This window comes from Peptostreptococcus russellii (assembly GCF_003012055.1).
Taxonomy (GTDB): domain Bacteria; phylum Bacillota; class Clostridia; order Peptostreptococcales; family Peptostreptococcaceae; genus Peptostreptococcus; species Peptostreptococcus russellii.
In genome coordinates, this window is sequence record NZ_JYGE01000007.1 from 238,926 (window position 1) to 265,273 (window position 26,348).

Below are 26,348 nucleotides of genomic sequence, written 5' to 3' on the forward strand. Positions count from 1 at the left end.
CTAAATGATAGTAAGACGTTGTTCTGGCGGTGTAGTATTTTATGCAAATAAGGTTTTATTAGTTAAGAATGATAGAGGTGAGTGGACTTTACCCAAGGGGAAAATAGTTGGTGACAGCCTTCCTCATGAGAGTGCGATTCAAAGGGTAAAACTCGAGACTGGATCTAATGCAAGGATACTGGATATTGCAGGTGATACTATATATGAATTCTTTTCAAGAAGTAGAAATCAGAGAGTTTGTAATGCTATCATGTGGTATGTAATGGAATCAGATTCTGACTTATCTGATATGAGTGGTGAATTTTTAGATGGCGGATTTTATAAGGTTTCTGAGGCTTTAGAAATGCTAACTCATAGTAAAGAAAAGTCTTTAGTAGATGTATCATACAAAAAATACAAAAACTATAAGATAGCTGATCAGGGTTAGTTAAAGAAGATATGAATTAAATTTATATACATGGTGCTATTTTAGCACCATGTTTTTTTATGAAAAATAAAGAAACTAAGAGTAGATAAAGAAGCTAAGAACATAAAAAAATAATATATTAATATAAAAAATAAGATATAAAGTAGCTAATATACTAAAGGATTTATAAGATATTAAAGAAAGGACAAAGAAAGTAAGCTATATAGAGCAAAAATATATTTATAAAAAGTAAAATATTGCTTATAGACAGTGAAATATCTGAGTTATAAGCAGTAAAAACTAAGCTTGTAAAAAATAAAATGCTAGATTATAAGTAATAAAAAAGTAAGTTATATAGAGTAAAAATATATTCTAGAATCTACTTTCAAGAATCAACTCCAAATACTGTATATTAATCTTAGTGATAAAGTTGCAAAGTTGTAGAGATATAATGTAAAATAATAATTGTAAAATATATTCAATAATAAATAATAAGTTGATATAAATAAAGAAATGGGGGTGAATTTGTGAAAGCATATAGAACACTCCATAAATATGGTATAGATGAATTCACAATAGAAAAATCGCTTTTTATAGGTCAGGCAAAGCCAGTAGAAACCGAAGAAGAGGCGAGGGAATTTATAGACGAGATGAAGTCCAAGTATAAGGATGCAACTCATAATGTCTGGGCTTATACTATTGGAGAAAATATGAATATCCAAAGATATAGTGATGATGGTGAACCTCAGGGAACAGCTGGAATACCAAGTTTGGAGCTTATAAAAAAAGAAGACCTAAGAAATGTAGTACTAGTAGTTACAAGATATTTTGGTGGTATAAAGTTGGGTGCAGGTGGACTAGTTAGAGCATACTCAAAGGGAGCGAAAATAGCCCTAGAAGCAGGTAAAATAGTTGAGAAAAGACCTTTTAAAGAGATTGATATATCTTTAGAATATACACTTTTAGGGAAAATGCAAAATGAATTAGCTAATAGATCTTATACTGTCAAAGACATAGAATATACGGATAATGTAAAAATAATAGTGTATTGTGAAGAAGAGAGGATAGAGGATCTGAAATCTTTGGCAACAGAATTTAGCAGTGGAAATGCAGAAATAGTAGAAGGGGAAGAATTTTACTTATCTGTTTTAGATGGTAATATATTAGCATAGAAGATAGTTCAAATCACAAATACTATGATATAATGCTAAGCATAGACGTGTCTTAATATTTGACATAGATAATAAATTAATTTAGTAATACAATTAAGAAAAGGGGAAACTAGATGTTGACTAGAAGAGAACAAATTGACAAGACTATAGAGTGGATAAAGGAGATGGTAGAAAAAGCTCACTGTAAGGGTGTAGCAGTAGGCGTATCTGGCGGTATAGATTCTGCAGTTGTTGCCTACTTGATAAAAGAAGCTTTTCCAGATAACTCTGTTGGAGTAATAATGAATATTAAGAGTAATCCACAAGATAAAGAAGATGGAATGAAAGTTATAGATGGCTGTAATATAGAGTATCTAGAACTAACATTAGATGAACCAGAAAAATTAATACTAGATCAAGTAACTGATCAGTTGAAAGAAAAAAATATATACAGTGAAGAAGCACTTAAAATGACAGATGCAAATCTGAGAGCTAGAGTAAGAATGGGAGCTTTATATGCAGTAGCAAATAATCTGGGGTACCTAGTAGCCGGAACTGATAATGCAGCTGAAATGTATACAGGATATTTCACAAAATACGGAGACGGTGGAGTAGATATGCTACCTATAGCAAATCTTCCAAAGAGCGAAGTATATGAATGGGCAAAAGAGCTAGGTATACATGAAGATTTAATCAATAAGGCACCTTCAGCAGGTCTATGGGAAGGTCAGACTGATGAAAATGAGATGGGAACAACATACAACTACATAGATATGGTAGTTTCAGGAAATAGAGAAGATGTTCCAGAGAAAGATTTAGAAATTATAGAAAGACTTCATAGAGTAAGTGAACATAAGAGAGTCCCAGTTCCAAAGCCTCCTATATTCAAGTAAATTATAGAGAATAAGATTTAAAATAGAGGCTAGATAGGTCTAATTTAATAGATCATATAAAATTTATAGATAGATTTATACTATCTAGGTAAGTGACTATTTTAAAGAAGTTTTAAAGTATGAAATAGAGTTTTGCTGAATTTCTTGAATATTTACTTATAAATAAATATATGATAAAATATACTGTTGTGACATCATAGATGGAGTTACATGGAGATTAGATACTAATTTTGAAAAAAATTATTTAGATAGTCTATATAAATATGTAGAATCTACATATATTATTAAATATTTAAGAAACAGTGCAAAGGCACTAAATGATTAAAATATAAGGAGTGAAAATATGGGTCGTATACACAATATTGAGGCAAGAAAAGGTAAGCAGGATGCAGCAAGAGCAAATGTCTTTACAAAACACGCAAGAGCTATTACAGTAGCAGCAAGAGAAGGTGGCGGAGATCCTGAATACAATGCAACACTTAAAACAGCTATAGCTAAGGCAAAGTCTGATAATATGCCTAATGATAACATTGATAGAGCTATCAAAAAGGGTGTTGGAGCAGGAGAAGGAGAGAATTACGAGTCAATAGTATATGAAGGATATGGACCAGGTGGGGTAGCAGTAATAGTTGATACTCTTACTGACAATAAAAATAGAACAGCTGGTAATATAAGATACTACTTTGATAAGAACAATGGTAACCTTGGAACTCAGGGCTGTGTTGCTTTTATGTTTGATAGAAAGGGTCAGATACTTATATCAAATGAAGGTGCAGAAGAAGAGGCGCTTATGGAAGCTGCACTAGAGCTAGGTGCGGAAGACTTTATACCAGATGAAGACGGTTTTGAAGTAATCACAACTCCAGAAGATTTCAATGATGTAAGAGACGGACTAGAAGAAAAGGGATACAAGTTTGTAGTAGCTGATGTTAAGTTGATACCTCAAACTACAACTGCCTTAGATGAAGAAGGACAAATAAAATCAATGGAAAAACTTCTTGACGTTTTAGAAGAAGATGACGACGTACAGAATGTTCATCACAATTGGGAAATGCCAGAAGCTTAATTTTGTAAAGTAGGTGTGAAATGGAAAACAGAATAGAAGTAAATGAATTTAACTTAAGTGGATACCAAATAGGTTCATTTATGTTTGTTTACAGACTGATTGAAGAAACAGAAGAAAAAGAAATAGAATTGGATGTTTATAAGGTAAGTGGTCCTGTGGTTCTTTATATTAAGACTTACAAGGCACCTTTTATACCAGAGGCAACTCCAGTAGATATGTGTGAAGCATTATATGAAGAGTTCTTTGCTAAGGAAGAAGATTCTTCAGAAGAATAGAAAGTTATATATGGATACTTTGAGATAGGCTTTTAAAAGCCTATCTTTTTATTATGCAATTGTATTGTCAACAAGCGAAATAGTATGTTATATTATATCTGAAATATAATATAGAAGAAATTTTCTAAAAATTATTAAAATAAAATGAAATTCATAAAACAAATCTATTTTTAATTCTAAATAAATATATGTATTTTCATAATAATATTGAAAATATAGAATTATTTTAATAAATAGGGGTATACAATCAATATAATTTATTTTAAAAACAAATAAGGAGAGGAGGATGTGGCGCATAGGTGTCACAAAGGTTTATGAAAAAATTTATTGAGGAATTTAAAGCATTTGCTATGCAGGGAAATGTTCTTGACTTGGCAGTCGGTGTTGTTATAGGTGGTGCTTTTTCAAAGATTGTAACATCTTTGGTTGAAAACATAATAACACCATTTATAGGAATTATTACAGGTGGTACAGACATATCAGGTTTGATGATCGAGTTTGGGAATGCTCAGTTCAAATACGGAGCTTTCTTACAGTCTATTATAGATTTTTTAATTATAGCACTGTCTATATTTGCATTTATTAAGCTTATAAATGGAATAAAGGGCAATATAGTAACAGAAGAAGAAGTAGTTGAGGAAGCTCCAGCACTTACTACATCTGAAGAACTTCTAGTTGAAATAAGAGATTTATTATCTAAAGAAAAAAAGGAATCATAAAATCAACTTTAAAATTTTAAATTACTTATATCTGGGTATAAAGATAACATAGAGAAATTTAAGGGAGGTAATTTATGAATATAGGAGATAAGGCACCAGATTTTACTCTTCAAGATAAAGATGGCAAGAGTGTCAGCTTATCAGATTACAAGGGTAAGAAGGTCATATTATACTTTTATCCAAAAGATAATACCCCAGGCTGCACTAAGCAGGCTTGTAACTTTAGGGACAATTACCCTCAGATAATTGAAAAGGGTGCAGAGGTCATTGGAATTAGTAAGGATGGAATAAAATCTCATACTAATTTTGCAAATAAGCATGAGTTACCATTTGTATTACTCTCTGATCCAGAGACTGAAGTAATCCAAAAGTATGGTATATGGAAAGAAAAAAAGATGTTTGGAAAGACTTATATGGGCGTAGTTAGAACAACTTTTTTAATTGATGAAGAGGGTAACATAGTCGATATAATGGACGGAAAGAAAATGAAAGCAACTACAAATGCAGATGATGTAATAAAATCTGGATTTTTAGAATAGACTATTCAAAACTAATATTTACTCAATAGAAATGCTGTTACTCTGTAACAGCATTTTTCGTTGCCTATAATGTAATAACTATGGAAAGGCAATGCTAAATTGTGATAAAATGAAATGTAAGACTATTTTTAGGAGATGATTATGAAAGAATTAAATTATGACGATATAATAAATGCAAAATTAGATGAAAAAGAAGCAAAGGAATTAATGGAAGTTATTATAGAAAAGTTGGATTATCACAGCAATCTCTATTACAATGAGGATAATCCTGAGATATCAGATTATGACTATGACAGAATAATGAAGTCTTTGATATATCTTGAAGAGAGCTTTCCAAAGCTTAAAAAGGCAGACTCACCATCTTCAAGAGTTGGCGGAGCAGTTCTTTCTAAATTTGAAAGCTATACACATAAAAATCCAATGTTGAGTCTTTCTAATGTATTTTCAGAGAGTGAAATTAGAGACTTTGACAAAAGAGTGAGATCAAACTGTTCTGGTGAAGTGCAGTATGTAGTTGAGTTTAAAATAGATGGATTGTCAGTAGGCTTGACATATGAAGACGGATACCTATCAGTAGGGGCGACTAGAGGGGATGGTTATATAGGAGAAAATGTTACGGAAAACATAAAAACTATAAAATCAATACCTATAAAGATAGATGAAAAAAGAGAGCTAATAGCTAGGGGAGAGGTATATATATCTAAGGAAAGTTTTGAGAAGATCAATAACTATCAAGAAGAACATGAGCTAGCAACATATGCAAACCCAAGAAATCTTGCGGCAGGCTCACTTAGACAGCTAGACTCAAAGCTTACGGCTAAGAGACCTTTAGATATATTTATTTTCAATCTAGAAAATATTGAAGATTTAGGGCTAGAGTATCATAGCCAGTCCTTTGAATATATGAAGTCCCTTGGATTTACTGTTAGTGAAGACTATAAAGTATGTAAGAAGATAGACGATGTGATAGAGCATATTAATTACTGGACTGAACACAGAGATAAGCTAGGATTTGATATAGATGGTATGGTTATCAAGGTAGATTCAATAGAACAAAGAGAAGAGCTAGGATTTACAGCTAAGAGTCCGAGATGGGCTACTGCATTTAAGTTCCCAGCAGAAAAGAAGAAGACAAAGTTAAAAGATATAGAAGTAGAGGTAGGCAGAACAGGAACTATCACACCTACAGCAATACTAGAACCTGTAAGATTGGCAGGAACAACTGTAGCTAGAGCGACTCTTCACAATGAGGACTATATCAATGAAAGAGATATAAGAATCGGTGATATGGTAATAGTTCAAAAGGCAGGAGAGATAATACCCCAAGTAGTAGAAGTTTCAAAAGAAGATAGAACTGGCGAGGAAAAAATATTCACTATGCCGACAACTTGTCCAGTGTGTGGTGAAGAAACAGTGAGAATAGAGGGTGAGTCTGCTGTAAAGTGTATAAATATATCTTGTCCTGCACAGATAAGAAGAGGTATAATACACTTTGTATCAAGGGATGCTATGGATATAGACGGTATGGGAGAGTCTATTATTACTATGCTTTTGGATAAAAAAATAATAGAAAAAATGGAAGATTTATACTATATGAATCCAGAGGAGCTAATTCCAATTAAGGGAATGGGAGAAAAATCCGTAGAAAACCTTATGAATTCTCTTGAAAAATCAAAGTCAAATGAACTTTGGAGACTAATCAATGGATTAGGAATTAAGTTTGTAGGAGTTAAGGGAGCTAAACAGTTAGCTGCCAGCTATAATAACTTAGATGAAATAATGAATTCCAAAAAAGAAGAACTAGTAAACATAGAAGATTTTGGAGAAGTGATGAGTGATAGTGTTGTTAAGTTTTTCCAAGAAAATAAAAATATAGAAACCATAGAAAAGTTACGCCAAGCAGGTCTTAACTTTGAAGCAAATCATAATAAATATGATGATATAGCTAAAATATTTGATAAGATGAAGATAGTTCTGACAGGAACGCTTCCAACTATGAAAAGAAATGAAGCAAAAGAGCTTATAGAAGCTAGAGGGGGAAAGGCAACTTCCAGTGTAAGTAAGTCTACAAGTTTTGTTTTGGCAGGCGAAGAGGCTGGCTCAAAGCTAGAAAAGGCAGAAAAACTAGGAGTGAGTGTAATAGATGAAGACACATTCAAGTCTATGCTTGATATGAATACTCAAGAAGAGATATTGGATATTCTTAATAAATAATTGAAAATGGGGTGTAGTATATAATAATGGGAAATAATAATTCAGTAAATAGTGTAAGACCTGATGGAAGAGAACTTGACGAAATTAGAGATGTAAAAATAACTAGAAACTTTACAAAATACTCTCAAGGGTCTGTGCTTATAGAAGTAGGAGAAACAAAAGTAATATGTACTGCTAGTGTAGAAGATGGAGTACCACCTTTTCTAAAGGGTACAGGAAGTGGTTGGATAAGTGCGGAATACTCAATGCTTCCAAGTGCAACTCAAAAGAGAAAAAGAAGAGATTCTAACAAGGGAAAAGTAGACGGTAGAAGCCAAGAAATCCAGCGTTTAATAGGACGTGCAATAAGATCGGTAGTAGACTTGAATTCTTTAGGTGAAAGAACTATTTGGATAGATTGTGATGTAATACAGGCTGATGGTGGAACTAGAACAGCATCTATCACTGGAGCTTACGTGGCACTTGCGGATGCTTTATACACTCTATACAAAAATAATGAAATTAAAAAAATGCCAATTCATTCAATGATGGCAGCTATCAGTGTTGGAGTTGTAGATGGTGATGTCAGACTAGATATTTGCTATGAAGAAGACTCAAACGCAGAGGTTGACACAAATGTAGTAATGAATAATAGAGGCGAATTTATTGAAATACAGGGAACTGGAGAAGAAAGACCCTTTACAAAAGATGAGCTAACTAAGATTTTAGAATACGCTGAAAAGGGTAATAAAGAGTTAATGAGAAAACAAAGAGAAATTCTAGCAGAAGTAGCAGATTCTATCATAGGGCGTGAATATGAAAGAGAAGCTGTAATAGCAACTGGAAATGCACATAAGCTTGAAGAAATCAAAAAACTTTTGTCTGACATTGATTTTGAAATCAAGTCTTTAAAAGATCTTGGTCTTGAAAATATAGAAATAATTGAAAATGGAAAGACTTTTGAGCACAATGCTCTTATAAAGGCTAGAAGAATAGCAAAAGAAACTGGAAAAATATCTATAGCAGACGATTCAGGTATAGAAGTTGATGCATTAGGCAAAAGACCTGGAGTGCACTCAGCTAGATACTCTGGAGAAAATGCAAGTGATGAAGAAAATAGAATTAAGATGTTTAAAGAATTAGAAGGTGTATCTATGGACAAGAGAACTGCTAGATTTGTATGTGTCATAGCAGTAGTATTTCCAGATGGTAAAGAAATCCTATCTCGTGGTGTAGTAGATGGTAGAATAGCTAAGGAAGAAAGAGGAAGCCATGGCTTTGGATATGACTGTATGTTTATTCCAGATGGATATGATAAAACATTTGGAGAGCTTCCTAGTGAGCTAAAAAATAGCTTTAGCCATAGATCTAGAGCCCTTGAAAAGATGAAGATACAGCTAGAAAACATAATAGATTCAAGAACTATATAGTATCAATAATTGGCTACTTTATAGTTAAAATCTAGAAATTGAGCAATAGTTAATTATGAAAGTAGGCAAAATATGAAAATATTAATATTATCAGATTCCCACGGTGTAAAAAAATATATGGATAAAATAGTTCCAATAATAGAAAAAGACATAGATTTGATAATTCACGCGGGGGATAACTTTAGAGATTCAATATATCTAAAGGAAAGAACAGAAAAACCTGTAATAGCAGTAGCTGGAAACTGTGACTTTGAAAATGTAGAAAGAGATATAGATTTTGAAGTTGAAGGAGTTAAAATATTTTTAACTCATGGTCATAAGTACGGCGTCAAGTATGGACTTGGAAATCTTGCGGATATAGCACATGAGAAATCTGCAAAAATAGCAATATTTGGTCATACTCATGTAAAAGAAGATAGAATGCTTATGGGAGTCCAAATGATTAATCCAGGAAGTCTGTCTCTTCCACGTGACGGAATAGATAAAAGCTATGTAATTATGGATATAGAAAATGGAAGTTTCACATATGAGTACAGGTTTTTGTAAAAAAGAGCTAAGACTTTTTAAATAACTTTTAAAAAAGCTTTGAAAGTGCTCAAAAAGTCAAACTTTATGGTAAGATAGAGTTACTAGTTAAAATTGTTATAAAATCTAACTAGTATTTATAAAAATTTATTTAAAAGCACAATATAAATGAAATATCATTATTGCGGAAGTTTATATGATTTAATATAGTATTTTGTAAAAAACAATTAATCAATGTGGACAAATTTGTAAAAGTGGGTGCAATTTCAAGTATTTTATAGTATAATTAAATGGTTGAATTGTGTTTTTATATAATGACAATCGAAGAATATTATAGAGATTAAACTTAGGAGGAAAATTTAATGAAATCTGAATTAATAAACAAAGAAGGTAATTCTGTAAAATTTGAAATATTTGTTGATGGTGCAGAATTTGAAAAGGCTATAGATAAGGCTTATAATAAGACTAAGTCTAGATACAATATACCAGGATTTAGAAAGGGTAAGGCTCCAAAGAAGATAATTGAAATGAACTACGGTAAGGGAGTATTTTTCAATGACGCTTTAGATATAATTTTACCAGAAGTATATCCTTCAGCAGTTGAAGAACTAGAACTAGACGTAGTAAGTCAGCCAAGCCTAGATATAAAGGAAATCAATGACGACGGATCATTAACTTTAATAGCTATAGTTGATACTAAGCCAGAAGTAACAGTTGAAAACTACAAGGGAATTGAAGTTGAAAATATAGAAAAAGAAGTAACAGAAGAAGAAATAACTAATGAATTAAACGCTCTTCTTGAAAAGAATTCAAGAATGGTAGACGTTGAAGGTCCAGTAGAAAATGGACTAATTGCAAACATAGATTTTGCAGGAACTTTAGACGGTGAAGCATTTGAAGGCGGAACTGCTGAAGGATACTCACTAGAAGTAGGTTCTGGATCATTTATACCAGGATTTGAAGATGAAATGATAGGAAAGCCAGTTGGAGAAGAATTTGACGTAAACGTTACTTTCCCAGAAGACTACCCAGCAGAAGAACTTGCAGGAAAGCCAGTAGTATTTAAGGTAGTTGTAAATGACCTTAAGAAAAAGGAACTTCCAGAATTAGATGATGCTTTTGCACAGGATACAACTGAATTTGAATCATTAGAAGAATTAAAGAATGATATCAAGGCTAAGCTTCAGGAAAAGGCTGATAAGGATGCTAAGGACGAATTAAAGAATGCAGTAGTAAACGCTGTTGCTGATGGTGTTGAAATAGACATACCAGCTTCAATGATTGAAACTCAGCTAGACAGACAGTTAGAAGAAATAAATATGCAGTTAAGCTATCAGGGATGGTCTCTTGAAAAGTTCGCTGAACTTTCAGGACAGACTATAGAAGATATAAGAGAAGCTAGAAGAGAAGAAGCTGAAAACATGGTTAAGAATACTCTAGTAATCGAAAAGATAGCTGAAATGGAAAACGTAGAAGTAACTGCAGAAGATCTTGAAAAGGATATGCAAAACTTTGCTACTATGTACAATATGGAAATAGAAAAGATCAAAGAAGCTATCGGTGATACTGAAATAGAAGGAATGAAAAATAGAATTAAAAATGATAAGACTGTAGAACTTTTATTAGACGCTGCAAAGATTAAGTAGTTAGTGATAAAATAAAATTACCGAGTTTATATAATAGCATAATCTAGCTAAAATGTTTTGGAATTTAAGTGTATTTTTAGCTGGTATTGATATAGTTTATTATAAAAAAATTATACATATAGCCAAAGAACGTTTAGTATAGGTTATATTTAGGTATAAAGAGTAATATATATAATGATAAAGACCACAAAGTTTTGTGGTCTTTATCTAAAATTGAGAAGTGGAGGTGCAGATATGGCATTAGTACCATATGTAGTAGAACAAGATGGTAGAGGAGAAAGATCATATGACATATATTCTAGACTTCTAAAAGATAGAATTATCTTCTTAGGAGATGAAGTTAATGATACAACTGCAAGCTTAATAGTAGCTCAGTTATTATTTCTAGAAGCAGATGATCCAGACAAAGATATACATCTATATATAAATTCTCCAGGAGGTAGTGTAACGGCTGGAATGGCAATTTATGACACTATGCAGTATATAAAGCCAGATGTAAGCACTATATGTGTTGGTATGGCTGCATCAATGGGTGCATTTTTACTAGCAGCGGGTGCTAAGGGCAAGAGATATGCTCTACCAAATAGTACAATTATGATTCACCAGCCACTTGGAGGTTCAAAGGGGCAGGCAACTGATGTAGAAATACATACAAAGTTCTTGTTGAATACCAAGAAGAAGTTAAATGATATTTTATCTGAGAGAACAGGACAGCCATTAGATATTGTAAAGCAAAACACTGAACGTGATAACTTTATGACATCAGAAGAAGCTAAGGACTTTGGTCTAATAGACGAAGTAATTTCTAGTGGTGTATAAAAATAGCAAGACTAGTGTTATAATGTAGTTATAGCTACAATATTGTAAGCTAGAGTTGAAATCATGAAATAAACAGGATTATTCACAGTGAAAGGAAGTGATAGAGTGCCTAAGCAAGATAACAACAAACAGTATAGATGTTCGTTTTGTGGTAAAAACCAAGACCAAGTAAAGAGAATAATAGCTGGTCCTGGTGTATATATTTGTGATGAATGTGTTGAATTATGCGGTGAGATCATCAAGGAAGAAATGGATGATTCAGAAGAAATCCTAGAAGGTAATCTTCCAAAGCCAAAAGAAATAATGGATATTTTGGATGATTATGTAATTGGGCAAAAGAGTGCAAAAAAGGCACTTTCAGTTGCAGTATACAATCACTACAAGAGAATATATAGTGGAAAAAAATCAGAAGATGTAGAAATTCAAAAGAGTAACATACTTTTACTAGGACCAACAGGTTCAGGTAAGACTTTGTTAGCACAGACTTTGGCAAAGATACTAAATGTACCATTTGCTATAGCAGATGCAACTTCTCTTACTGAAGCAGGTTATGTAGGTGAAGACGTTGAAAACATAGTGTTGAAACTAGTTCAAGCTGCTGACTTCGATATAGAAAAAGCACAAAAGGGAATAATCTACATAGATGAAATAGATAAGATATCAAGAAAGTCTGACAACCCTTCAATCACAAGAGATGTAAGTGGTGAAGGTGTACAGCAGGCACTTCTAAAGATTCTAGAAGGAACAGTAGCAAATGTTCCTCCAACAGGTGGAAGAAAACATCCGCACCAAGAATTTTTAAAGGTCGATACAACTGATGTTTTATTTATACTAGGTGGTGCATTTGACGGAATAGAAAAGATTGTCCAAAAGCGTAGTAATGAAAAAGTACTAGGTTTTGGTGCAAAAATAGAGAGTAAAACTGATATGGATCTTGGAAAGCTATATTCAAAGGTAATTCCAGATGACTTACTAAAGTTTGGTTTAATACCAGAGTTTGTAGGTAGAATACCAGTAATAGCAACACTAGATCTATTAGATGAAGAATCTTTAGTTAAAATTCTTACTGAACCAAAGAACTCACTAGTAAATCAGTATACAAAGTTATTTGATTATGATGATGCTGAGTTAGAATTCAATGAAGAAGCTCTTAAATCTATAGCTAAAAAAGCAATAGAAAGAAATACAGGGGCTAGAGGTCTTAGAAGTATTATAGAACATTCATTGATGGACACAATGTATGAAATACCGTCTATGGAAAATGTTGAAAAGGTAGTTGTAACAAAAGAGTGTATAGAAGATGGGGCAGATCCTCTTGTAGTTTACAAAGATATACATGATATTGTAAATGATGAACCTATTTCATAGGATAATAATTATTTGAATTTAGGAAGTGACTCTTTTGAGCCACTTCTTTATTTTTAAAAAAAAAGAAAATAAAGCATAATTTTAAAAGAGAATTTTATTAGTAAAACATATTATAATAGTCTATTTTTTGCAGGTAAATCTATATAAGAAGCATATTTTTACAAAAAAATACAATAATTTGCAAATTTTTGGTAGAAAGATGTTGAATTTAGGTATACACATATATATAATAGTTAATACACCTACTTGCTTATGTAAGTAAAAGGATTACATTTAAGAAATATTTAGACTGCTAATAATATACGACTTGCATATAGGATGCAACGGGAAGGAGAAATTATGGCGAATAAAAATGATGAAGATATAAAGAAATCATTGGACGATATGTTTGATGAAGTAGAAAACAATATAGAAATTGCAGAAGAAATAAATGAAGATGATAAGGCTTCAAAAGAAGTCTCAAGATCAGAAGATGGGGTAATTATCTACAAGGAAACTATAGAGATGCCTATGATACCATTGAGAGGAATTTCTATTTCTCCATGTATACTACAATCTTTTGATATAGGAAGATTAAACTCTATTGAGAGCTTTGAGCTATCTATGATAAATGACGAGAAGATTTTCCTAGTCAGTCAATTCGATTCTTCAATAGAAGATCCTGAATTAGAAGATGTATATAGCATAGGTACTATATGTAGTATAAAGCAGGTAATGAGAACATCTGATTCTTCAATTAGAGTATTAGTGGAAGGAATAGGAAGAGCTAGACTTGAATCTATGAAAATAGACGAAAATGATGCTTGGGTGGGAAAAATAACACCTATAGAATTTGATGAAGATAGATTTGATGAAGAAGATAACAATTACTTAGAAGCATATTCAAGAAGATTGATGAAGGGCTTTGAGGAATATATTAGTATAGCAGCAGATATACCATCAGATGCATCTATGGATCTTACTGATTCACAGGGATTCTCTATGACAACTGATATCATAGCATCAAGCTTATTTTTAAAGTTTACTGATAGACAAAAGATATTAGTTACTTTGGACATCAAAGAAAGAATGCAGATGCTTTATGAATATCTACTTCACGAGATAGACGTAATAAAAATCGACAAGAAGATAAGTTTAGATGTAAGAAAGCAAATGAATAAGGTTCAGAAGGATTACTATTTAAGAGAGCAGTTAAAGGCAATTCAAAAAGAACTGGGAGATACTGCAGAAGGTAGCGAAGTAAGTGAGTACAAGGAAAAGCTAGCAAAATTGAAGGTTCCAGCTGAAACTTATGAAAAGATAGAAAAGGAAATAGAAAAGTTTGAAAGAACTCCTCTAGGTACACCTGATTATAATGTATCAAAGAATTACTTGGATACAATATTCTCTCTACCTTGGAATAAGGAGTCTAGAAATAGATTTGATATTAAAAAGTCTGAAAAAATATTAAATGAAGATCACTATGCTCTAGATGATGTAAAGGAAAGAATACTTGAGTATCTGGCAGTTAGAAAGCTGTCTAGAAATCTAAAGTCACCTATTATATGTCTTGCAGGACCTCCAGGGGTAGGTAAAACATCAATAGCAAAGTCTGTTGCAAGATCTCTTGGAAGACCATTTGTAAGAATATCTTTGGGTGGTGTAAGAGATGAAGCTGAAATAAGAGGTCATAGAAGAACATATATAGGAGCTATTCCAGGTAGAATAATCAACTCTATCAAGGAAGCAAAGACAAAGAATCCTGTAATATTACTTGATGAGATTGACAAGATGTCAAATGACTTTAAGGGAGATCCAACTTCAGCTATGCTTGAAGTTTTAGATCCAGAACAGAACAAGTACTTTGTGGATCATTACTTAGAACTACCATTTGATTTATCAAAGGTAATGTTCATTACAACAGCAAATGATCTAAGACAGATACCTAGACCTCTATATGATAGAATGGAAGTAATAGATATAGAAGGTTACATAGAAGAAGAAAAGTTAGAGATTGTAAAGAGATATATATTAAAGAAGCAGCTAAAAGAAAATGGATTAGAAAAAGACTTTATAACAATGGATGATGACGCAATAAAGTTCTTAATAAGTAGATATACTAGAGAATCTGGTGTAAGGCAGTTAGAAAGAACAGTTGCCAAACTTTGTAGAAAAGTGGTAAAAGAAATGGCAGAAAATCCAGACCTTCAGCCAGTAAAGATGACTGAGGAGCTAATAGTTAAGTATCTTGGAGCTGAAAAGTTCAAGGAAGATCCACTTGATCTTAAGCCTCAGGTAGGTCTTGTAAATGGACTAGCTTGGACTGCAGTAGGTGGTGTAACTCTAGAAGTAGAAGTAAGTGCTCTTCCAGGAAAAGGCAATATAGTATTGACAGGTATGATGGGAGATGTAATGAAAGAATCTGCTAGAGCAGGTATTTCTTATATCAGATCAATTTCTGACCAATTAGGTATAGATGAAAACTTCTATAAAGAAAAGGATATACATATACATATTCCAGAAGGTGCAACTCCTAAGGATGGGCCTTCAGCAGGTATCACTATGACACTTGCAACTATATCAGCACTTACAAATAGACCAGTACCTGGAAATATTGCTATGACAGGTGAGATTACTCTAAGAGGTAGAGTACTTCCAGTTGGTGGAGTAAGAGAAAAGGTACTAGCGGCATACAGAATGGGAATAAGAAAGATAATCCTACCAAAGGATTGTGAATCTGACTTAGAGAAAATCCCTGAAAATGTAAGAGATGATATAGAATTTGTACTAGTAGAGAAGATGCAAGAAGTTCTTGATGTAGCTTTACTAGAGAAATAGGGTGAGATAGTGGCAAATAATAAAACTAAGAATACAGCAAAGAAACTAAAAGCAAAAAAGACTAAAAAAAGTGGAGATGCTCCATATCCATACACTAGAAAGAATAAAGAAAAAGAAGAAAGAGATCCTAAAGTTAAGGTGAAAAGCACAGAAATTACTATGAGTGCAGTCAATAGAAGTCAATATCCAGTTGATGGAATACCAGAAATTGCACTTGCAGGGAGATCAAATGTTGGAAAGTCATCATTGATAAATGGACTTTTGAATAGAAAGAGCTTTGCACGTACTTCCCAGACTCCTGGAAAGACTAGAACAATCAACTTTTATTTAATAAATAAGGAGTTTTTCTTTGTAGACTTACCAGGTTATGGATACGCAAAAGTAGCCAAGACAGAAAAGGGCAAATGGGGCGAGATTATGGAGATGTATCTATCAGGTAGAAATGAGCTTTGTGCGATTTTACTACTTGTGGATGTTAGACATGAGCCTACGGAAGATGATAAAATGATGTATGATTGGATAAAGTTCTTTGGATATAACTGCATAGTTGTAGCGACAAAGGCAGACAAAATATCTAAGGGACAGTATGACAAACACAGAAGTATCATCAGAAAGAAGTTGGATATGCAGGATGATGAAAAAATAATATTTACGTCATCATCTAAAAGATCTGGTATTTTGGATCTTTGGGATGAAATAGTATTCCAATATGAATCTCATGGATTTGAAATAACAACAGAAGAATCTTCAAAAGATACAAGTCAAGAAAAAATAGAATTTTTAGAAGATAATACAGAGTCTTCACAAGAATAATATATAAAATGAAAAGACAACATTGCCTTGCAGTGTTGTCTTTTTTATTTGCAAAATATAATTTGAAATAAGATTAGATATTTTTATAAAAAAGACTATATTACTGTAAGTGTATACACAGAATATAAATAAAGGAGAAAGATATGGATAAGCTTCTGTCAAATATAATTAATGTAGAATATGCATATTCAAACACCATATTTCCAGTAAGTATAAACGACAAGGAATTAACCGTTCAGATGAAGGCTTTTGATATAAATCTTATAAATAATCTGAGGATAATATCAAACAGAGAAATAATAGTTATCCAAAAAAGTGAGGAGGAGATACTTAAAAATATAGGCGAATATTATAAAAGAAGTGATAGAAATGATAAAAATTATGCTGAGTTGATGTTTGAAAATCTAATAGAAATAGCTGTAAAAAGGGGAGCAAGTGATATACATATTGAACCCTTTGATTCTTATGCTCGTGTGAGATACAGGATAGAGGGAGATCTTATAAATGTCAGCAGATATACCATAGAAGATTATATAGAACTGTCCACAATAATAAAGTTAAAAGCATCTTGTGATATAACAGAAAAAAGAATAGCTCAAGATGGAAGGTTTAGCTACTACAAGGAGGGCTTTGATGTAGATATTAGACTTGGCTGTATAGCGACTGTTTATGGAGAAAAGTTGGCACTTAGAATATTGGATAGAAATAACTTTATTCAGGATAGAAAAAGCCTTGGATTTTCAAGAGAAGCAATAGAAATAATGGATGAAATAATTACAATGAAATCTGGAATATTGCTGATTACTGGACCAACAGGAAGTGGCAAGTCATCAACTGTATATTCCATATTAAATGAAATAAAGAATCAGGATATAAATATTATGACAATAGAAGACCCTGTAGAGTACAAGATTGAAGGAGTAAATCAGATACAGGTCAACTTAAAGTCGGGAATAAGATTTGACAATGGATTAAGAGCTATCTTGAGACAAGATCCTGATGTAATTATTTTGGGGGAAATTCGAGATTATGAAACAGCCAAAATAGCAATTAGAGCAGCAATTACAGGACACCTTGTTATCAGTACGCTCCACACCAATGATGCTCTATCATCTATAGCAAGACTCAGGGATATGGGTATAGAGCCATATCTTATCAAGGCAAGCCTTTTGGGAGTAGTATCACAAAGGTTGGTAAAATCAAAAGGCAAGAATGAAAAATTAGTTTCAAGCAAAAATATATCAAGAAGAAAGCTTATATATGAGCTGCTTAAAATAAATAAGGAGATTCAAGAAGCAATAGTGTCAGACAAGGATATAGAATATATCAAGGAAGTTGCATTAAAAAGTGGAATGATTAGCTTTGAAGACTCCATAAAGGACTTTTAGTATAATTTCACTTTATTTAGAGGTGGTGATATGAAGATATTTGATAAGAAAAAACTAAAGGATAAGGAAATAAAAATAATGTGCAGGCAGATGTCCAGTATGTCTAGGTCTGGCTGTAATATAGTGAAGATATTTGAAACAATAATAGGATCCTCTTCTATAAATATGGCAAGAGCTTTAAATATAAGCAAGAAAAATATAGAGTCAGGAAAAAGTCTAGCCGAATCATTTGCAAATAGCAATCAGTTTTCCAAGTTTTTCGTTAATATGATTCACGCTGGGGAAATAAGTGGAAATATAGACTATATATTAGAGAGATTATCTATATATTATGAGCGTGAAGATAAATTAAGGTCTAAAATTATAAGTGTTTCAATATACCCAGTTATATTAATAATAGTTTCCATTATTGCACTAAATTTTGTGATGCTCTTTGTCATTCCAAACTTCGAGATGGCATTTTCTATAGAAAGTATGGAGCTTCCAAGTTCCACTAGAAGAGTATTTGCTATATCTAATTATCTAAGGAAAAATATAGTATATATATTCATAAGTGTAGTGGCTATCATTGGCTATATTATTAATTCAGTTAAAGGAGATTATAGATATAAGTTATGGATAGATGAAGCTCTCTTTAAAATACCCATAGTCAAGAAAATAAATGTCCTTATTATATCAGATAAATTTTCAAGAGTTTTGAGTATATTGCTAGATAGTGGAGTACATATTGTTGATGCACTAGATATATCAAGCAAAATATTAAACAATAGCTATGCAGAGGATAGACTCAAAATAGCTAAAAATAATATAGAAAAGGGCAACAATGTAACTGACTCCCTAGAACTATCAGGTATATTTCCTAGGATTTTTATATCAATGATAGAATCAGGTGAAGAGGCTGGTAGATTCAATGAAGCTTTGGATACTGTCGGAAAATATTATGAAGAGGAATTAGATATTGAACTAGAAAATTTTATCAAAATGTTTGAGCCAGTAATGATAGTTTTGATGGGAGTATTAATAGGAGCAACTATGATAGTGTTGCTATCTCCTATGTTTGATATTATATCGAGTATATCCTAGAATAAGGCAAGTTTTATATTTACTTACAGGGTCTAGAAAATATAAAAGTATTATTTACTGAAGTGTAAGATAGCAAATAACTAAAACTGCAAAAATAGAGTCAAAGTAAGGAGATTAACTTAAAAGGGCATATAAAAGACAAGCAGTGTTATTTGTAGAAGTATCAGAAAATAAAGTGCTTTTAGAAAGGTGGTAGTTATGTCAAAAAAGATTGGAAAATCAAATAGTAAGAAAGATATTAAAATCTTAGATTACAATAAAGTAAGTGAAAGACTAGGTCAGAAAACGGAAATAAACAATACTTTAAGGTCAAAATGTCAAAGAAGAAAGGGCTTTACACTGATAGAGATGATAGTAGTGGTAACAATTATAGGTATATTGTCTGGAATAGTAGCTATAAAATATAATGGTGCTCAGAAAATGGCAAAGGAAAATACTGATTATGCAAACGCATCTGTAATAGCCACAGCTGCCTATATGTCAAAAGAAAATGGAGACGGAGCAGAGGTATATAAAAATGTAACTCAACTAAAAGAAAAACATTACTTGAATAGAGTTCCCAAGCCTCAAAGTGAAAAGAAGGAGGAATTTAGTATATTGGAGGATGCTCAAGAAGGCGGAGATATACTGGTAAAGGTAGGAGAAAAAACATTTTACCCAAAACCTGATAAAAATAAGTCCTCATTAAATGACTAAAATTGATTAGTTAAAATATTTAAAAGTAATTTAAAATGACTTGATAATAATTAAAAATATTTTGTAAAACAAATAAGATAAATAAAAAGGAATTTAAAAGGCTTAAATTGATTAAAAAGACTTTGAAAAATGGCTAGAATAACTTAAAAATATTTAAAAAATAGGATAAGATAACAGTGACTTAAAAGAGTTTAAAAGTAATTAAAATGAGTTTTAAAAATTGATTAATATTAGTTTAAAGTAGTTAAAAAGGAGGATAGTATGAAGTTGAGCAGTTTATATGTAATATTTGAAACAAATGGATACAGTCTCTTAGTTGTAGACGGAAAAAAGGACAAGATAAATATAGTGCTTGACCGATACTACCCTTCTGAAATAAAAAATACCAGCTATAAGCTAAATCAACTTTGCTTTGAAATATGTGATAAAATAAGAGTATTAGAGCTTGAAAATAATATAAAAATTGCTGAATTAATATGTGTAGCTCAGAGCAGTGAAGTTCTACTGATGGATGTAGAACTCCTATCTAAGTCAAGCAAAAAAGAAGTGGAAAATTTAATAGATATAAAGTTGAGTCAGATCAAAGGTCTGGACTCTAAAAAATTTATAAAGCACTATGAAAAAATAGAAAAAATAAATGATGATTTCAGCAAATTTAGGATATGTATATTCCCAAGATATATTATTGAACTTATGAAAAATATAAGTAAACTATCCAAGAAAAAATGTAGAGAAATATATGCATCGTATGATATTGTAGACAGTATGGATATATCTGATGAGAATGAAGAAAAAACTATTCCTATCCTAGAATTTAGAAAGGAAGATATAGTTTTATATATAAAAGAAAAATCAAAAGTAGAAAGTATGATGACAATCAGTACTGAGTATATAGATTCATCTCTAATATCATATCTTTCTAGAAGCAAAAGCATACTTTGCTTTGGAAATAAGGAAAATCAAGGATATAAACTACTAGAAAAAGAAGTAACTTTCAAAAAGTATCTCGGGAAATATGCTCTTATAGAAAAGTTACAGACTAAGAAAAAAGATATCTGTAATTTTTATGAAAAAGAAGAATCAAAATCATTTTATATGAAAGTATTAAAATTACTTTTTTTGATTTTAATAATAACATCTATAAAAACTGTAAATGTATTGGCTAAAAACACAAGCCTTGAAAATGAAAAAGAAACGAAAAAAGAGACAGCTATAAATCAAAATAGAGAAGAAGGGTTGAGAAAGAATAAAAATTTTGAAAATATTTATGGTGTAGATATATGGAAAGTATATGATATCTCTTCAGTTTTATCGAAAAAAGTAAAAAATATAGATATAGATCAAGAAAAAATAGTATTTGAATTTCTTCTTTCAGATAAGTCACAAATTAAATCAATATTAAGAGAAAAAGCCTTAGAGGGTGCTGAGCTAGAATATATAAGGACAGAAGAGATTTCTCTTAATGAAGCAGAGCAGATATATGGTATAGGAGAAAATAATGAAGAAGGTAATCAAAAAAGCAGGGAAGAAAACAATAATCAAGGAAAACTCAAAGAGAAAGTTGATCAAGAAGATAAAGAAGAAGGCAGGCAAAAAAACAATCAAGAAAAAAGTAATCAAGGCAGGAAAGACTATACTGAAGAAAAAAACAGTAAAGAAGAAGCCAGAAAAAAAGATTTTGAAGAAAAAAATGGTCAAAAAAACTGCTGGGAAAAAACTAGTAAAAAAGAAAAAGAAAATATCTTAAAAAAATATAATAAATATCTATACTCCTATGCAGAAGAAAGTATTGAAAGTATAGAAGTGATAGAAGAAACAGAAAAAATAGCAGTAGAAAAAACTAGCCCAGATAGATATGATAATAACAACAGAGAAGATAGGCTAAAAAATAAGGAAGAAAATAATATAAATAATTATAAAAATGAAAGAGATAGGGAAAAATACAAAGAAGATAAAGCCTTAGAAAAAGAAGAAAGTAAAGATAAAGAAAAAAGTAAAGATCAAGAAGAAAAAGACGATAAAATAAGAAATAGAAGAAAAAATAAAGAAGAAAAAGATAAAAATGGCAAGGATAGTGATAGCAGTAATGGAGAAAAAATAAAAGTATATATAGTAAAAATGAGCATAAAAATATAAAAGTAAATCTAGCAAAAATCATAAATATAGAAGTAAGTATCAAAGAGAATACAAGATAGCAAAAGAAATAGGAGAAAATAATGGATAAGAAAAAATTTGCCATATCTATTATGCTTGTAACTACAATCTTTCTTCTTAATGCCTTGATTTTATCTCCATATACTCAAAAAAACACTGCCCTGAAAAGTGAAATCGAGTATATTGATAGTGGGAAGATAGATGATAAAACTAAAATAGCTCAGGCTGATAGTAGCGAGATAGATAGTTATGAAGAAAAGGACACGGATACTATAGGAAAAAGAGGGGAAAATCTAGATTTGGACAATAACGAAAAGTCTAAGCTAGAAAAAAATAGCAACAGAGACTTCTATCAAGAAGCTTCAATGGATCCTAATATAGTATCAATTGAAAAAGCTAGCCAAGAAAATGAAAATAAATATAGAATAATGCTCAGAGGTGAAAATAAAGACTTTATAAAATTTATAAATTACCTAGATAAACAAAACAAAAAAGTAAAAATAGATCAAATAATGTACAATAAGTATGAGAAAACTGGTGAATACACAATATTAGTTAACTTATTTCCTAAATAGGTATGTTTAGTATTTTCAATCCTTGATATATGTGATATAATAAAACCACTGTGTAAAAGCTAAATACACAGAAATAACTCGTATAATAATAGAGAAATCGTATTATTATGAGTAATACAATCTAATATTAGGGAGCAATAAAGATGTTAAAAAGGAATGATAAGTGTTACTGCGGAAGTGGAAAAAAATATAAAAACTGTTGTATGGATAAAGATAAGGTTGATAAGGTAGAAATACTAAATAACAAGGCTTTAGACAGCAAAAAGGAAAAAATTGATAAAAAGTATACTGAATCTATAGTAAAGTTAAGTGGATACTTAGAGGAGTTAATAAGAAAAGACGATAAAATAAGAAAGCATCAAGAAGAAGCTAAGGAAACATTTTTTGATGAAAATACAAAGGATGATGAAGCTGCGGCTAGATTTTTTGCGTCATACTTCTCATATGATTATGTAATTGGCAAGGATATGACTCCTGCTATATACATATTAAATAAGAAGAAGTTCAATAGCACAGAAAAGAGAATAATATCAAATTGTGTAAATTCTTACCCAAGCTTATTTGAAATAGATAGCGTTGATGGAAGAGAAGTAACAATTAAGGATTTATTTACAGGAAAGAAATATAATACTCTAGACTCAAAGATTTTGGGTGAATTTACTAAGGGTGACTATCTAATAGCAAGACCAGTATTAATTGATGATACATATATATTGATAGACCTTACTATAAGAATTCAAGCCGAAACTAAGGATGTAATATACAATAGTATTATGGAGGCTTATGAAAGCAGCAAGCCAAATCAGGTAAGTATGGAATACTTTGTAATGGTTAATACATTATTCTTCTATAAATATATAGTACAGCTATTACAGATGAGCGACTATGTTGAATCTGAAGATGATGATCAAGAATCAAAGGAATCAAGTAAAGAAGAGTCAGCCGAAAATATTGAAGAAACTCAAACAGAAGATCTAGCTGAAAATACAGAAGAAACTAAAGCAAAAGAAGAAACTGTAGAAGAAACTCAGCCAGCAGATGAAGTATCTAACTCACAAGAAGATGAGATGACTAAGATATTAAAGGAAAAGATAGAAGATTCATCTGTTCTTGAAGCTGTAATCAAGCTATGGAAAGATGTAGCAGGAAAGACTGAGATTACTGGTTCTGAAAATGGATGGGCATCAGGTCTTGAATATCACTATAGAAAATCAATAGGAGAAAGTGTAACTCAAACTGCTATAGCGAAGAACTATGGAGTAAGTGCAAGCACTCTAGCTAAGAGAAATAAAGAAATAACTTCTTTAGTATCTATAAGTGAATAATTAATATATTACCGTGGGAGGCAATATGAAGCTAAAAATAGGAAATAGTATACCTGTTGCAACTAGTTTTGTAAAATCCAATCCAGCAGTGCCAGTTTATAATGGCGAAGAAAGTATGGAAAATCTATATGCAGTTATATATCATATAGAGATAGGATATAACAAATCAGGAGAGCAAGAACTACTTCAGTATGTAATAGTGGATTATAAGAAATATTCATTGACTGAAGAAGAAAAGAAGAACATATTAGAAATAGCTCATAGTTACTGTGCAGATAAAGGTATAGAAAACGATAAAAACTTAGAAATAAAACTACTTGATAATGAAATTGCTGAGGACTTTGTAGAGAAGATATTCAACAACATGAAGGTAATCAGAGGAATGATTTCAAACGAGTAATATTGTAGGAGGCTATCTTTAGCCTCCTTTTAAATTTGCTAGATAATATAAGGGTCAAGTAGACTTGGATAAAGACTTGGAAAATCAATATATTGAATAATTTTTAGAAAATTCTTTCGATTTTGTTTTATGCCTTCTTATATGGTTATATAAGAAATACAGGATGATAATATAAAACATTATTAAAGGAGGAATACTATGAACTATTCTTATTATATTGAAATAATACAAAAATTAGTTGTTACAATATTACTTTTATTGGCATATACAGTTAATAAAAGCGTATATTAAGAGGAGAAGTTATGTTAAGAGTATCAAATATAAAGATAGATATAGACGATTCAATAGAGTTAGTTAGAAAAAAACTTTGTAAAAAGTTAAAGATAAGAGATGGCGAAATCAAGTATTACAGCATATATAAAGAATCAATAGATGCTAGAAAGAAAAATGAGAAAATCAGTCTAGTATATACAGTAGATGTAAAGGTGAATAATGAAAAGAGATTGATGAAGTTTAAGCCAAAGGACTGCGTAGAGATCAAGACTAATAAATATAGAGATATAAAGGTTGGTAGTGAAGAACTAGAGCATAGACCTGTAATAATTGGTTCTGGACCAGCAGGACTTTTTGCAGCTTTATTGTTGACACAGAGAGGTTACTCACCAATATTATTGGAAAGAGGAGCAGACGTAGATACAAGAACAAAGGATATCGATGACTTTTGGAAAAACTCTAAGCTAAAGGCAAATTCTAATGTACAGTTTGGAGAAGGTGGAGCAGGTACTTTTTCAGATGGAAAACTAACTACAAGACTAAAGGATATAAGATGTGAAAAAGTTTTATCTGAATTTATAAACTTTGGAGCTCCAGAAGATATCCAATACTCTCATAAGCCTCACGTTGGTACAGATATACTAAAGGGTGTTATCAAAAATATGAGAGAAGAAATGATAAATCTTGGTGCAGAAGTTAGATTTAATTCTCAGGTAACTGATATACAGATTGAAGATGGCAAGCTAGTAGCAGTAGTAATAAATGACAAGGAAGTACTTCCTACTCAGCACGTAATCCTAGCAATAGGACATAGTGCTAGAGATACATATAGAAGCCTATACAAAAATGGTGTTGAGATGGAGCAAAAACCTTTTGCAATGGGAGCGAGAATAGAACATCCTCAGGAAATGATAAACAAAACTCAGTATGGAAAGTTTGCAGATCATCCAAAGCTAGGTGCTGCAGACTATAGATTGACAGCTCATGCAGATAATGGAAGAAGTGTATATACTTTCTGTATGTGTCCAGGAGGAAGTGTAATAGCCTCTGCAAGTAGTGAAGGTCATCTAGTAACAAACGGTATGAGTGAACACGCGAGAGATTTAGAAAATGCAAATAGTGGACTATTGGTAAATATTGAAACATCAGACTTTGAGTCAGATAGCCCTCTAGCAGGTATAGAGTATCAGGAAAAATACGAAAAGTTAGCATATGAATTGGGTGGAAAAAACTACAATGCACCAGCTCAGTTAGTGGGAGATTTCCTAGAAGGAAAGGCATCTACATCTATCAAAAGTGTTAAAGGATCATATCAGCCAGGGCTAACTATGACAGATCTATCAAATTGCCTACCAGATTTTGTAGTGGAAGCTATGAGAGATGGTATTGTAAAGTTAGATCATAAGCTTCACGGATTTGCAATGGAAGATGCAGTACTTACAGGTATAGAGACTAGATCTTCTTCACCAATCAGAATTAAGAGAGATTCTGAAACACTAGAATCAGTAAATACAAAAAATCTATATCCTTGTGGAGAAGGTGCTGGATATGCTGGTGGTATAGTAACAGCAGCAGTTGACGGTATTAAGTGTGCCGAAAAAATAATAGAAAAGTTTTCTCCAAGAAATATTTAATAATACTGACAATTACCAAAAAGCTCCAAAAAATATCAAAAAACACAGAAATTACAAATAAAACTTCAAAAAAGTGTTATAATATATCATAGATGGTATTTGATAGTGATATATATACACTTTATAGCCAAGTATTTGCAATATAGTGAATATATCAATA

23 protein-coding genes are annotated in these 26,348 nt (G+C 31.5%); all 23 read left to right on the top strand.

The features are described 5' to 3' along the window. Positions 1 to 4: 4 nt before the first annotated feature. Positions 5 to 427 (top strand): NUDIX domain-containing protein, encoded by a 423-nt coding sequence (locus tag UF10_RS08875; RefSeq protein ID WP_106777440.1) that lies wholly within the window; start codon positions 5 to 7, stop codon positions 425 to 427. Positions 428 to 933: 506 nt separating this feature from the next. Next, positions 934 to 1,578, top strand: coding sequence for a YigZ family protein (locus UF10_RS08880; RefSeq protein ID WP_106777441.1), 645 nt, complete (start codon positions 934 to 936; stop codon positions 1,576 to 1,578). Positions 1,579 to 1,691: 113 nt separating this feature from the next. Continuing rightward, on the top strand, positions 1,692 to 2,450 hold the full coding sequence (nadE, locus tag UF10_RS08885) for an NAD(+) synthase (protein WP_106777442.1): 759 nt from the start codon (positions 1,692 to 1,694) through the stop codon (positions 2,448 to 2,450). A 343-nt stretch (positions 2,451 to 2,793) separates the two neighbouring features. Next, positions 2,794 to 3,516 carry a YebC/PmpR family DNA-binding transcriptional regulator gene (locus UF10_RS08890; RefSeq protein ID WP_106777443.1) on the top strand — a complete coding sequence of 241 codons (723 nt, stop codon included), beginning with the start codon at positions 2,794 to 2,796 and terminating at the stop codon, positions 3,514 to 3,516. A 20-nt stretch (positions 3,517 to 3,536) separates the two neighbouring features. Beyond that, entirely contained in the window at positions 3,537 to 3,791 is a 255-nt protein-coding gene (locus UF10_RS08895) for a hypothetical protein (RefSeq protein WP_106777444.1), read from the top strand. 314 nt (positions 3,792 to 4,105) lie between these two features. Next, positions 4,106 to 4,510: a large-conductance mechanosensitive channel protein MscL gene (gene mscL, locus UF10_RS08900; protein ID WP_106777445.1), complete on the top strand. Its 405-nt coding sequence runs from the start codon at positions 4,106 to 4,108 to the stop codon at positions 4,508 to 4,510. Positions 4,511 to 4,584: 74 nt separating this feature from the next. Further along, the gene (gene bcp, locus UF10_RS08905) at positions 4,585 to 5,049 is read left to right on the top strand and encodes a thioredoxin-dependent thiol peroxidase (RefSeq protein WP_106777446.1); all 465 of its coding nucleotides are present in this window, start codon (positions 4,585 to 4,587) and stop codon (positions 5,047 to 5,049) included. 141 nt (positions 5,050 to 5,190) lie between these two features. Next, positions 5,191 to 7,263 carry an NAD-dependent DNA ligase LigA gene (gene ligA, locus UF10_RS08910; protein ID WP_106777447.1) on the top strand — a complete coding sequence of 691 codons (2,073 nt, stop codon included), beginning with the start codon at positions 5,191 to 5,193 and terminating at the stop codon, positions 7,261 to 7,263. A 26-nt stretch (positions 7,264 to 7,289) separates the two neighbouring features. Then, positions 7,290 to 8,672 carry a ribonuclease PH gene (gene rph / locus UF10_RS08915; protein ID WP_106777448.1) on the top strand — a complete coding sequence of 461 codons (1,383 nt, stop codon included), beginning with the start codon at positions 7,290 to 7,292 and terminating at the stop codon, positions 8,670 to 8,672. 72 nt (positions 8,673 to 8,744) lie between these two features. Beyond that, complete coding sequence (locus UF10_RS08920; protein ID WP_106777449.1) at positions 8,745 to 9,218, top strand: metallophosphoesterase family protein; 474 nt, start codon at positions 8,745 to 8,747, stop codon at positions 9,216 to 9,218. 341 nt (positions 9,219 to 9,559) lie between these two features. After that, entirely contained in the window at positions 9,560 to 10,843 is a 1,284-nt protein-coding gene (gene tig / locus UF10_RS08925; protein ID WP_106777450.1) for a trigger factor, read from the top strand. A 234-nt stretch (positions 10,844 to 11,077) separates the two neighbouring features. Next, a complete protein-coding gene (gene clpP / locus UF10_RS08930; protein WP_106777483.1) occupies positions 11,078 to 11,662 on the top strand; it encodes an ATP-dependent Clp endopeptidase proteolytic subunit ClpP in 585 nt (194 codons plus the stop codon). Positions 11,663 to 11,767: 105 nt separating this feature from the next. After that, positions 11,768 to 13,030, top strand: a complete 1,263-nt coding sequence (gene clpX, locus UF10_RS08935) for an ATP-dependent Clp protease ATP-binding subunit ClpX (RefSeq protein ID WP_106777451.1) — start codon at positions 11,768 to 11,770, stop codon at positions 13,028 to 13,030. Between the two features lie 504 nt (positions 13,031 to 13,534). Continuing rightward, positions 13,535 to 15,847 (top strand): endopeptidase La, encoded by a 2,313-nt coding sequence (gene lon / locus UF10_RS08940; protein ID WP_242969096.1) that lies wholly within the window; start codon positions 13,535 to 13,537, stop codon positions 15,845 to 15,847. A 159-nt stretch (positions 15,848 to 16,006) separates the two neighbouring features. Then, positions 16,007 to 16,660: a ribosome biogenesis GTP-binding protein YihA/YsxC gene (gene yihA, locus UF10_RS08945; protein ID WP_242969097.1), complete on the top strand. Its 654-nt coding sequence runs from the start codon at positions 16,007 to 16,009 to the stop codon at positions 16,658 to 16,660. A 143-nt stretch (positions 16,661 to 16,803) separates the two neighbouring features. Next, positions 16,804 to 18,048, top strand: a complete 1,245-nt coding sequence (locus UF10_RS08950; RefSeq protein WP_106777453.1) for a GspE/PulE family protein — start codon at positions 16,804 to 16,806, stop codon at positions 18,046 to 18,048. A gap of 30 nt (positions 18,049 to 18,078) precedes the next feature. Then, positions 18,079 to 19,131, top strand: coding sequence for a type II secretion system F family protein (locus tag UF10_RS08955; RefSeq protein WP_106777454.1), 1,053 nt, complete (start codon positions 18,079 to 18,081; stop codon positions 19,129 to 19,131). A 198-nt stretch (positions 19,132 to 19,329) separates the two neighbouring features. Continuing rightward, positions 19,330 to 19,827, top strand: a complete 498-nt coding sequence (locus tag UF10_RS08960; protein ID WP_106777455.1) for a type II secretion system protein — start codon at positions 19,330 to 19,332, stop codon at positions 19,825 to 19,827. 261 nt (positions 19,828 to 20,088) lie between these two features. Next, positions 20,089 to 21,963: a hypothetical protein gene (locus tag UF10_RS08965; RefSeq protein ID WP_106777456.1), complete on the top strand. Its 1,875-nt coding sequence runs from the start codon at positions 20,089 to 20,091 to the stop codon at positions 21,961 to 21,963. 80 nt (positions 21,964 to 22,043) lie between these two features. After that, positions 22,044 to 22,556: a hypothetical protein gene (locus tag UF10_RS08970; protein ID WP_106777457.1), complete on the top strand. Its 513-nt coding sequence runs from the start codon at positions 22,044 to 22,046 to the stop codon at positions 22,554 to 22,556. Between the two features lie 143 nt (positions 22,557 to 22,699). Next, on the top strand, positions 22,700 to 23,881 hold the full coding sequence (locus UF10_RS08975) for an SEC-C domain-containing protein (RefSeq protein WP_106777458.1): 1,182 nt from the start codon (positions 22,700 to 22,702) through the stop codon (positions 23,879 to 23,881). 25 nt (positions 23,882 to 23,906) lie between these two features. Next, the gene (locus tag UF10_RS08980; protein ID WP_106777459.1) at positions 23,907 to 24,281 is read left to right on the top strand and encodes a hypothetical protein; all 375 of its coding nucleotides are present in this window, start codon (positions 23,907 to 23,909) and stop codon (positions 24,279 to 24,281) included. Between the two features lie 302 nt (positions 24,282 to 24,583). After that, a complete protein-coding gene (locus tag UF10_RS08985) occupies positions 24,584 to 26,188 on the top strand; it encodes an NAD(P)/FAD-dependent oxidoreductase (protein ID WP_106777460.1) in 1,605 nt (534 codons plus the stop codon). Positions 26,189 to 26,348 lie beyond the last annotated feature (160 nt).

Coding starts and splice junctions, on each gene's coding strand:
- yihA (WP_242969097.1), top strand. CDS start 16,007: ATGAGTGCAGTCAATAGAAGTCAATATCCAGTTGATGGAATACCAGAA.
- UF10_RS08955 (WP_106777454.1), top strand. CDS start 18,079: ATGAAGATATTTGATAAGAAAAAACTAAAGGATAAGGAAATAAAAATA.
- UF10_RS08895 (WP_106777444.1), top strand. CDS start 3,537: ATGGAAAACAGAATAGAAGTAAATGAATTTAACTTAAGTGGATACCAA.
- UF10_RS08985 (WP_106777460.1), top strand. CDS start 24,584: ATGTTAAGAGTATCAAATATAAAGATAGATATAGACGATTCAATAGAG.
- UF10_RS08920 (WP_106777449.1), top strand. CDS start 8,745: ATGAAAATATTAATATTATCAGATTCCCACGGTGTAAAAAAATATATG.
- UF10_RS08875 (WP_106777440.1), top strand. CDS start 5: ATGATAGTAAGACGTTGTTCTGGCGGTGTAGTATTTTATGCAAATAAG.
- ligA (WP_106777447.1), top strand. CDS start 5,191: ATGAAAGAATTAAATTATGACGATATAATAAATGCAAAATTAGATGAA.
- nadE (WP_106777442.1), top strand. CDS start 1,692: ATGTTGACTAGAAGAGAACAAATTGACAAGACTATAGAGTGGATAAAG.
- UF10_RS08980 (WP_106777459.1), top strand. CDS start 23,907: ATGAAGCTAAAAATAGGAAATAGTATACCTGTTGCAACTAGTTTTGTA.
- lon (WP_242969096.1), top strand. CDS start 13,535: ATGCCTATGATACCATTGAGAGGAATTTCTATTTCTCCATGTATACTA.
- UF10_RS08975 (WP_106777458.1), top strand. CDS start 22,700: ATGTTAAAAAGGAATGATAAGTGTTACTGCGGAAGTGGAAAAAAATAT.
- UF10_RS08965 (WP_106777456.1), top strand. CDS start 20,089: ATGAAGTTGAGCAGTTTATATGTAATATTTGAAACAAATGGATACAGT.
- UF10_RS08950 (WP_106777453.1), top strand. CDS start 16,804: ATGGATAAGCTTCTGTCAAATATAATTAATGTAGAATATGCATATTCA.
- mscL (WP_106777445.1), top strand. CDS start 4,106: ATGAAAAAATTTATTGAGGAATTTAAAGCATTTGCTATGCAGGGAAAT.
- clpP (WP_106777483.1), top strand. CDS start 11,078: ATGGCATTAGTACCATATGTAGTAGAACAAGATGGTAGAGGAGAAAGA.
- tig (WP_106777450.1), top strand. CDS start 9,560: ATGAAATCTGAATTAATAAACAAAGAAGGTAATTCTGTAAAATTTGAA.
- rph (WP_106777448.1), top strand. CDS start 7,290: ATGGGAAATAATAATTCAGTAAATAGTGTAAGACCTGATGGAAGAGAA.
- bcp (WP_106777446.1), top strand. CDS start 4,585: ATGAATATAGGAGATAAGGCACCAGATTTTACTCTTCAAGATAAAGAT.
- UF10_RS08890 (WP_106777443.1), top strand. CDS start 2,794: ATGGGTCGTATACACAATATTGAGGCAAGAAAAGGTAAGCAGGATGCA.
- UF10_RS08970 (WP_106777457.1), top strand. CDS start 22,044: ATGGATAAGAAAAAATTTGCCATATCTATTATGCTTGTAACTACAATC.
- UF10_RS08960 (WP_106777455.1), top strand. CDS start 19,330: ATGTCAAAAAAGATTGGAAAATCAAATAGTAAGAAAGATATTAAAATC.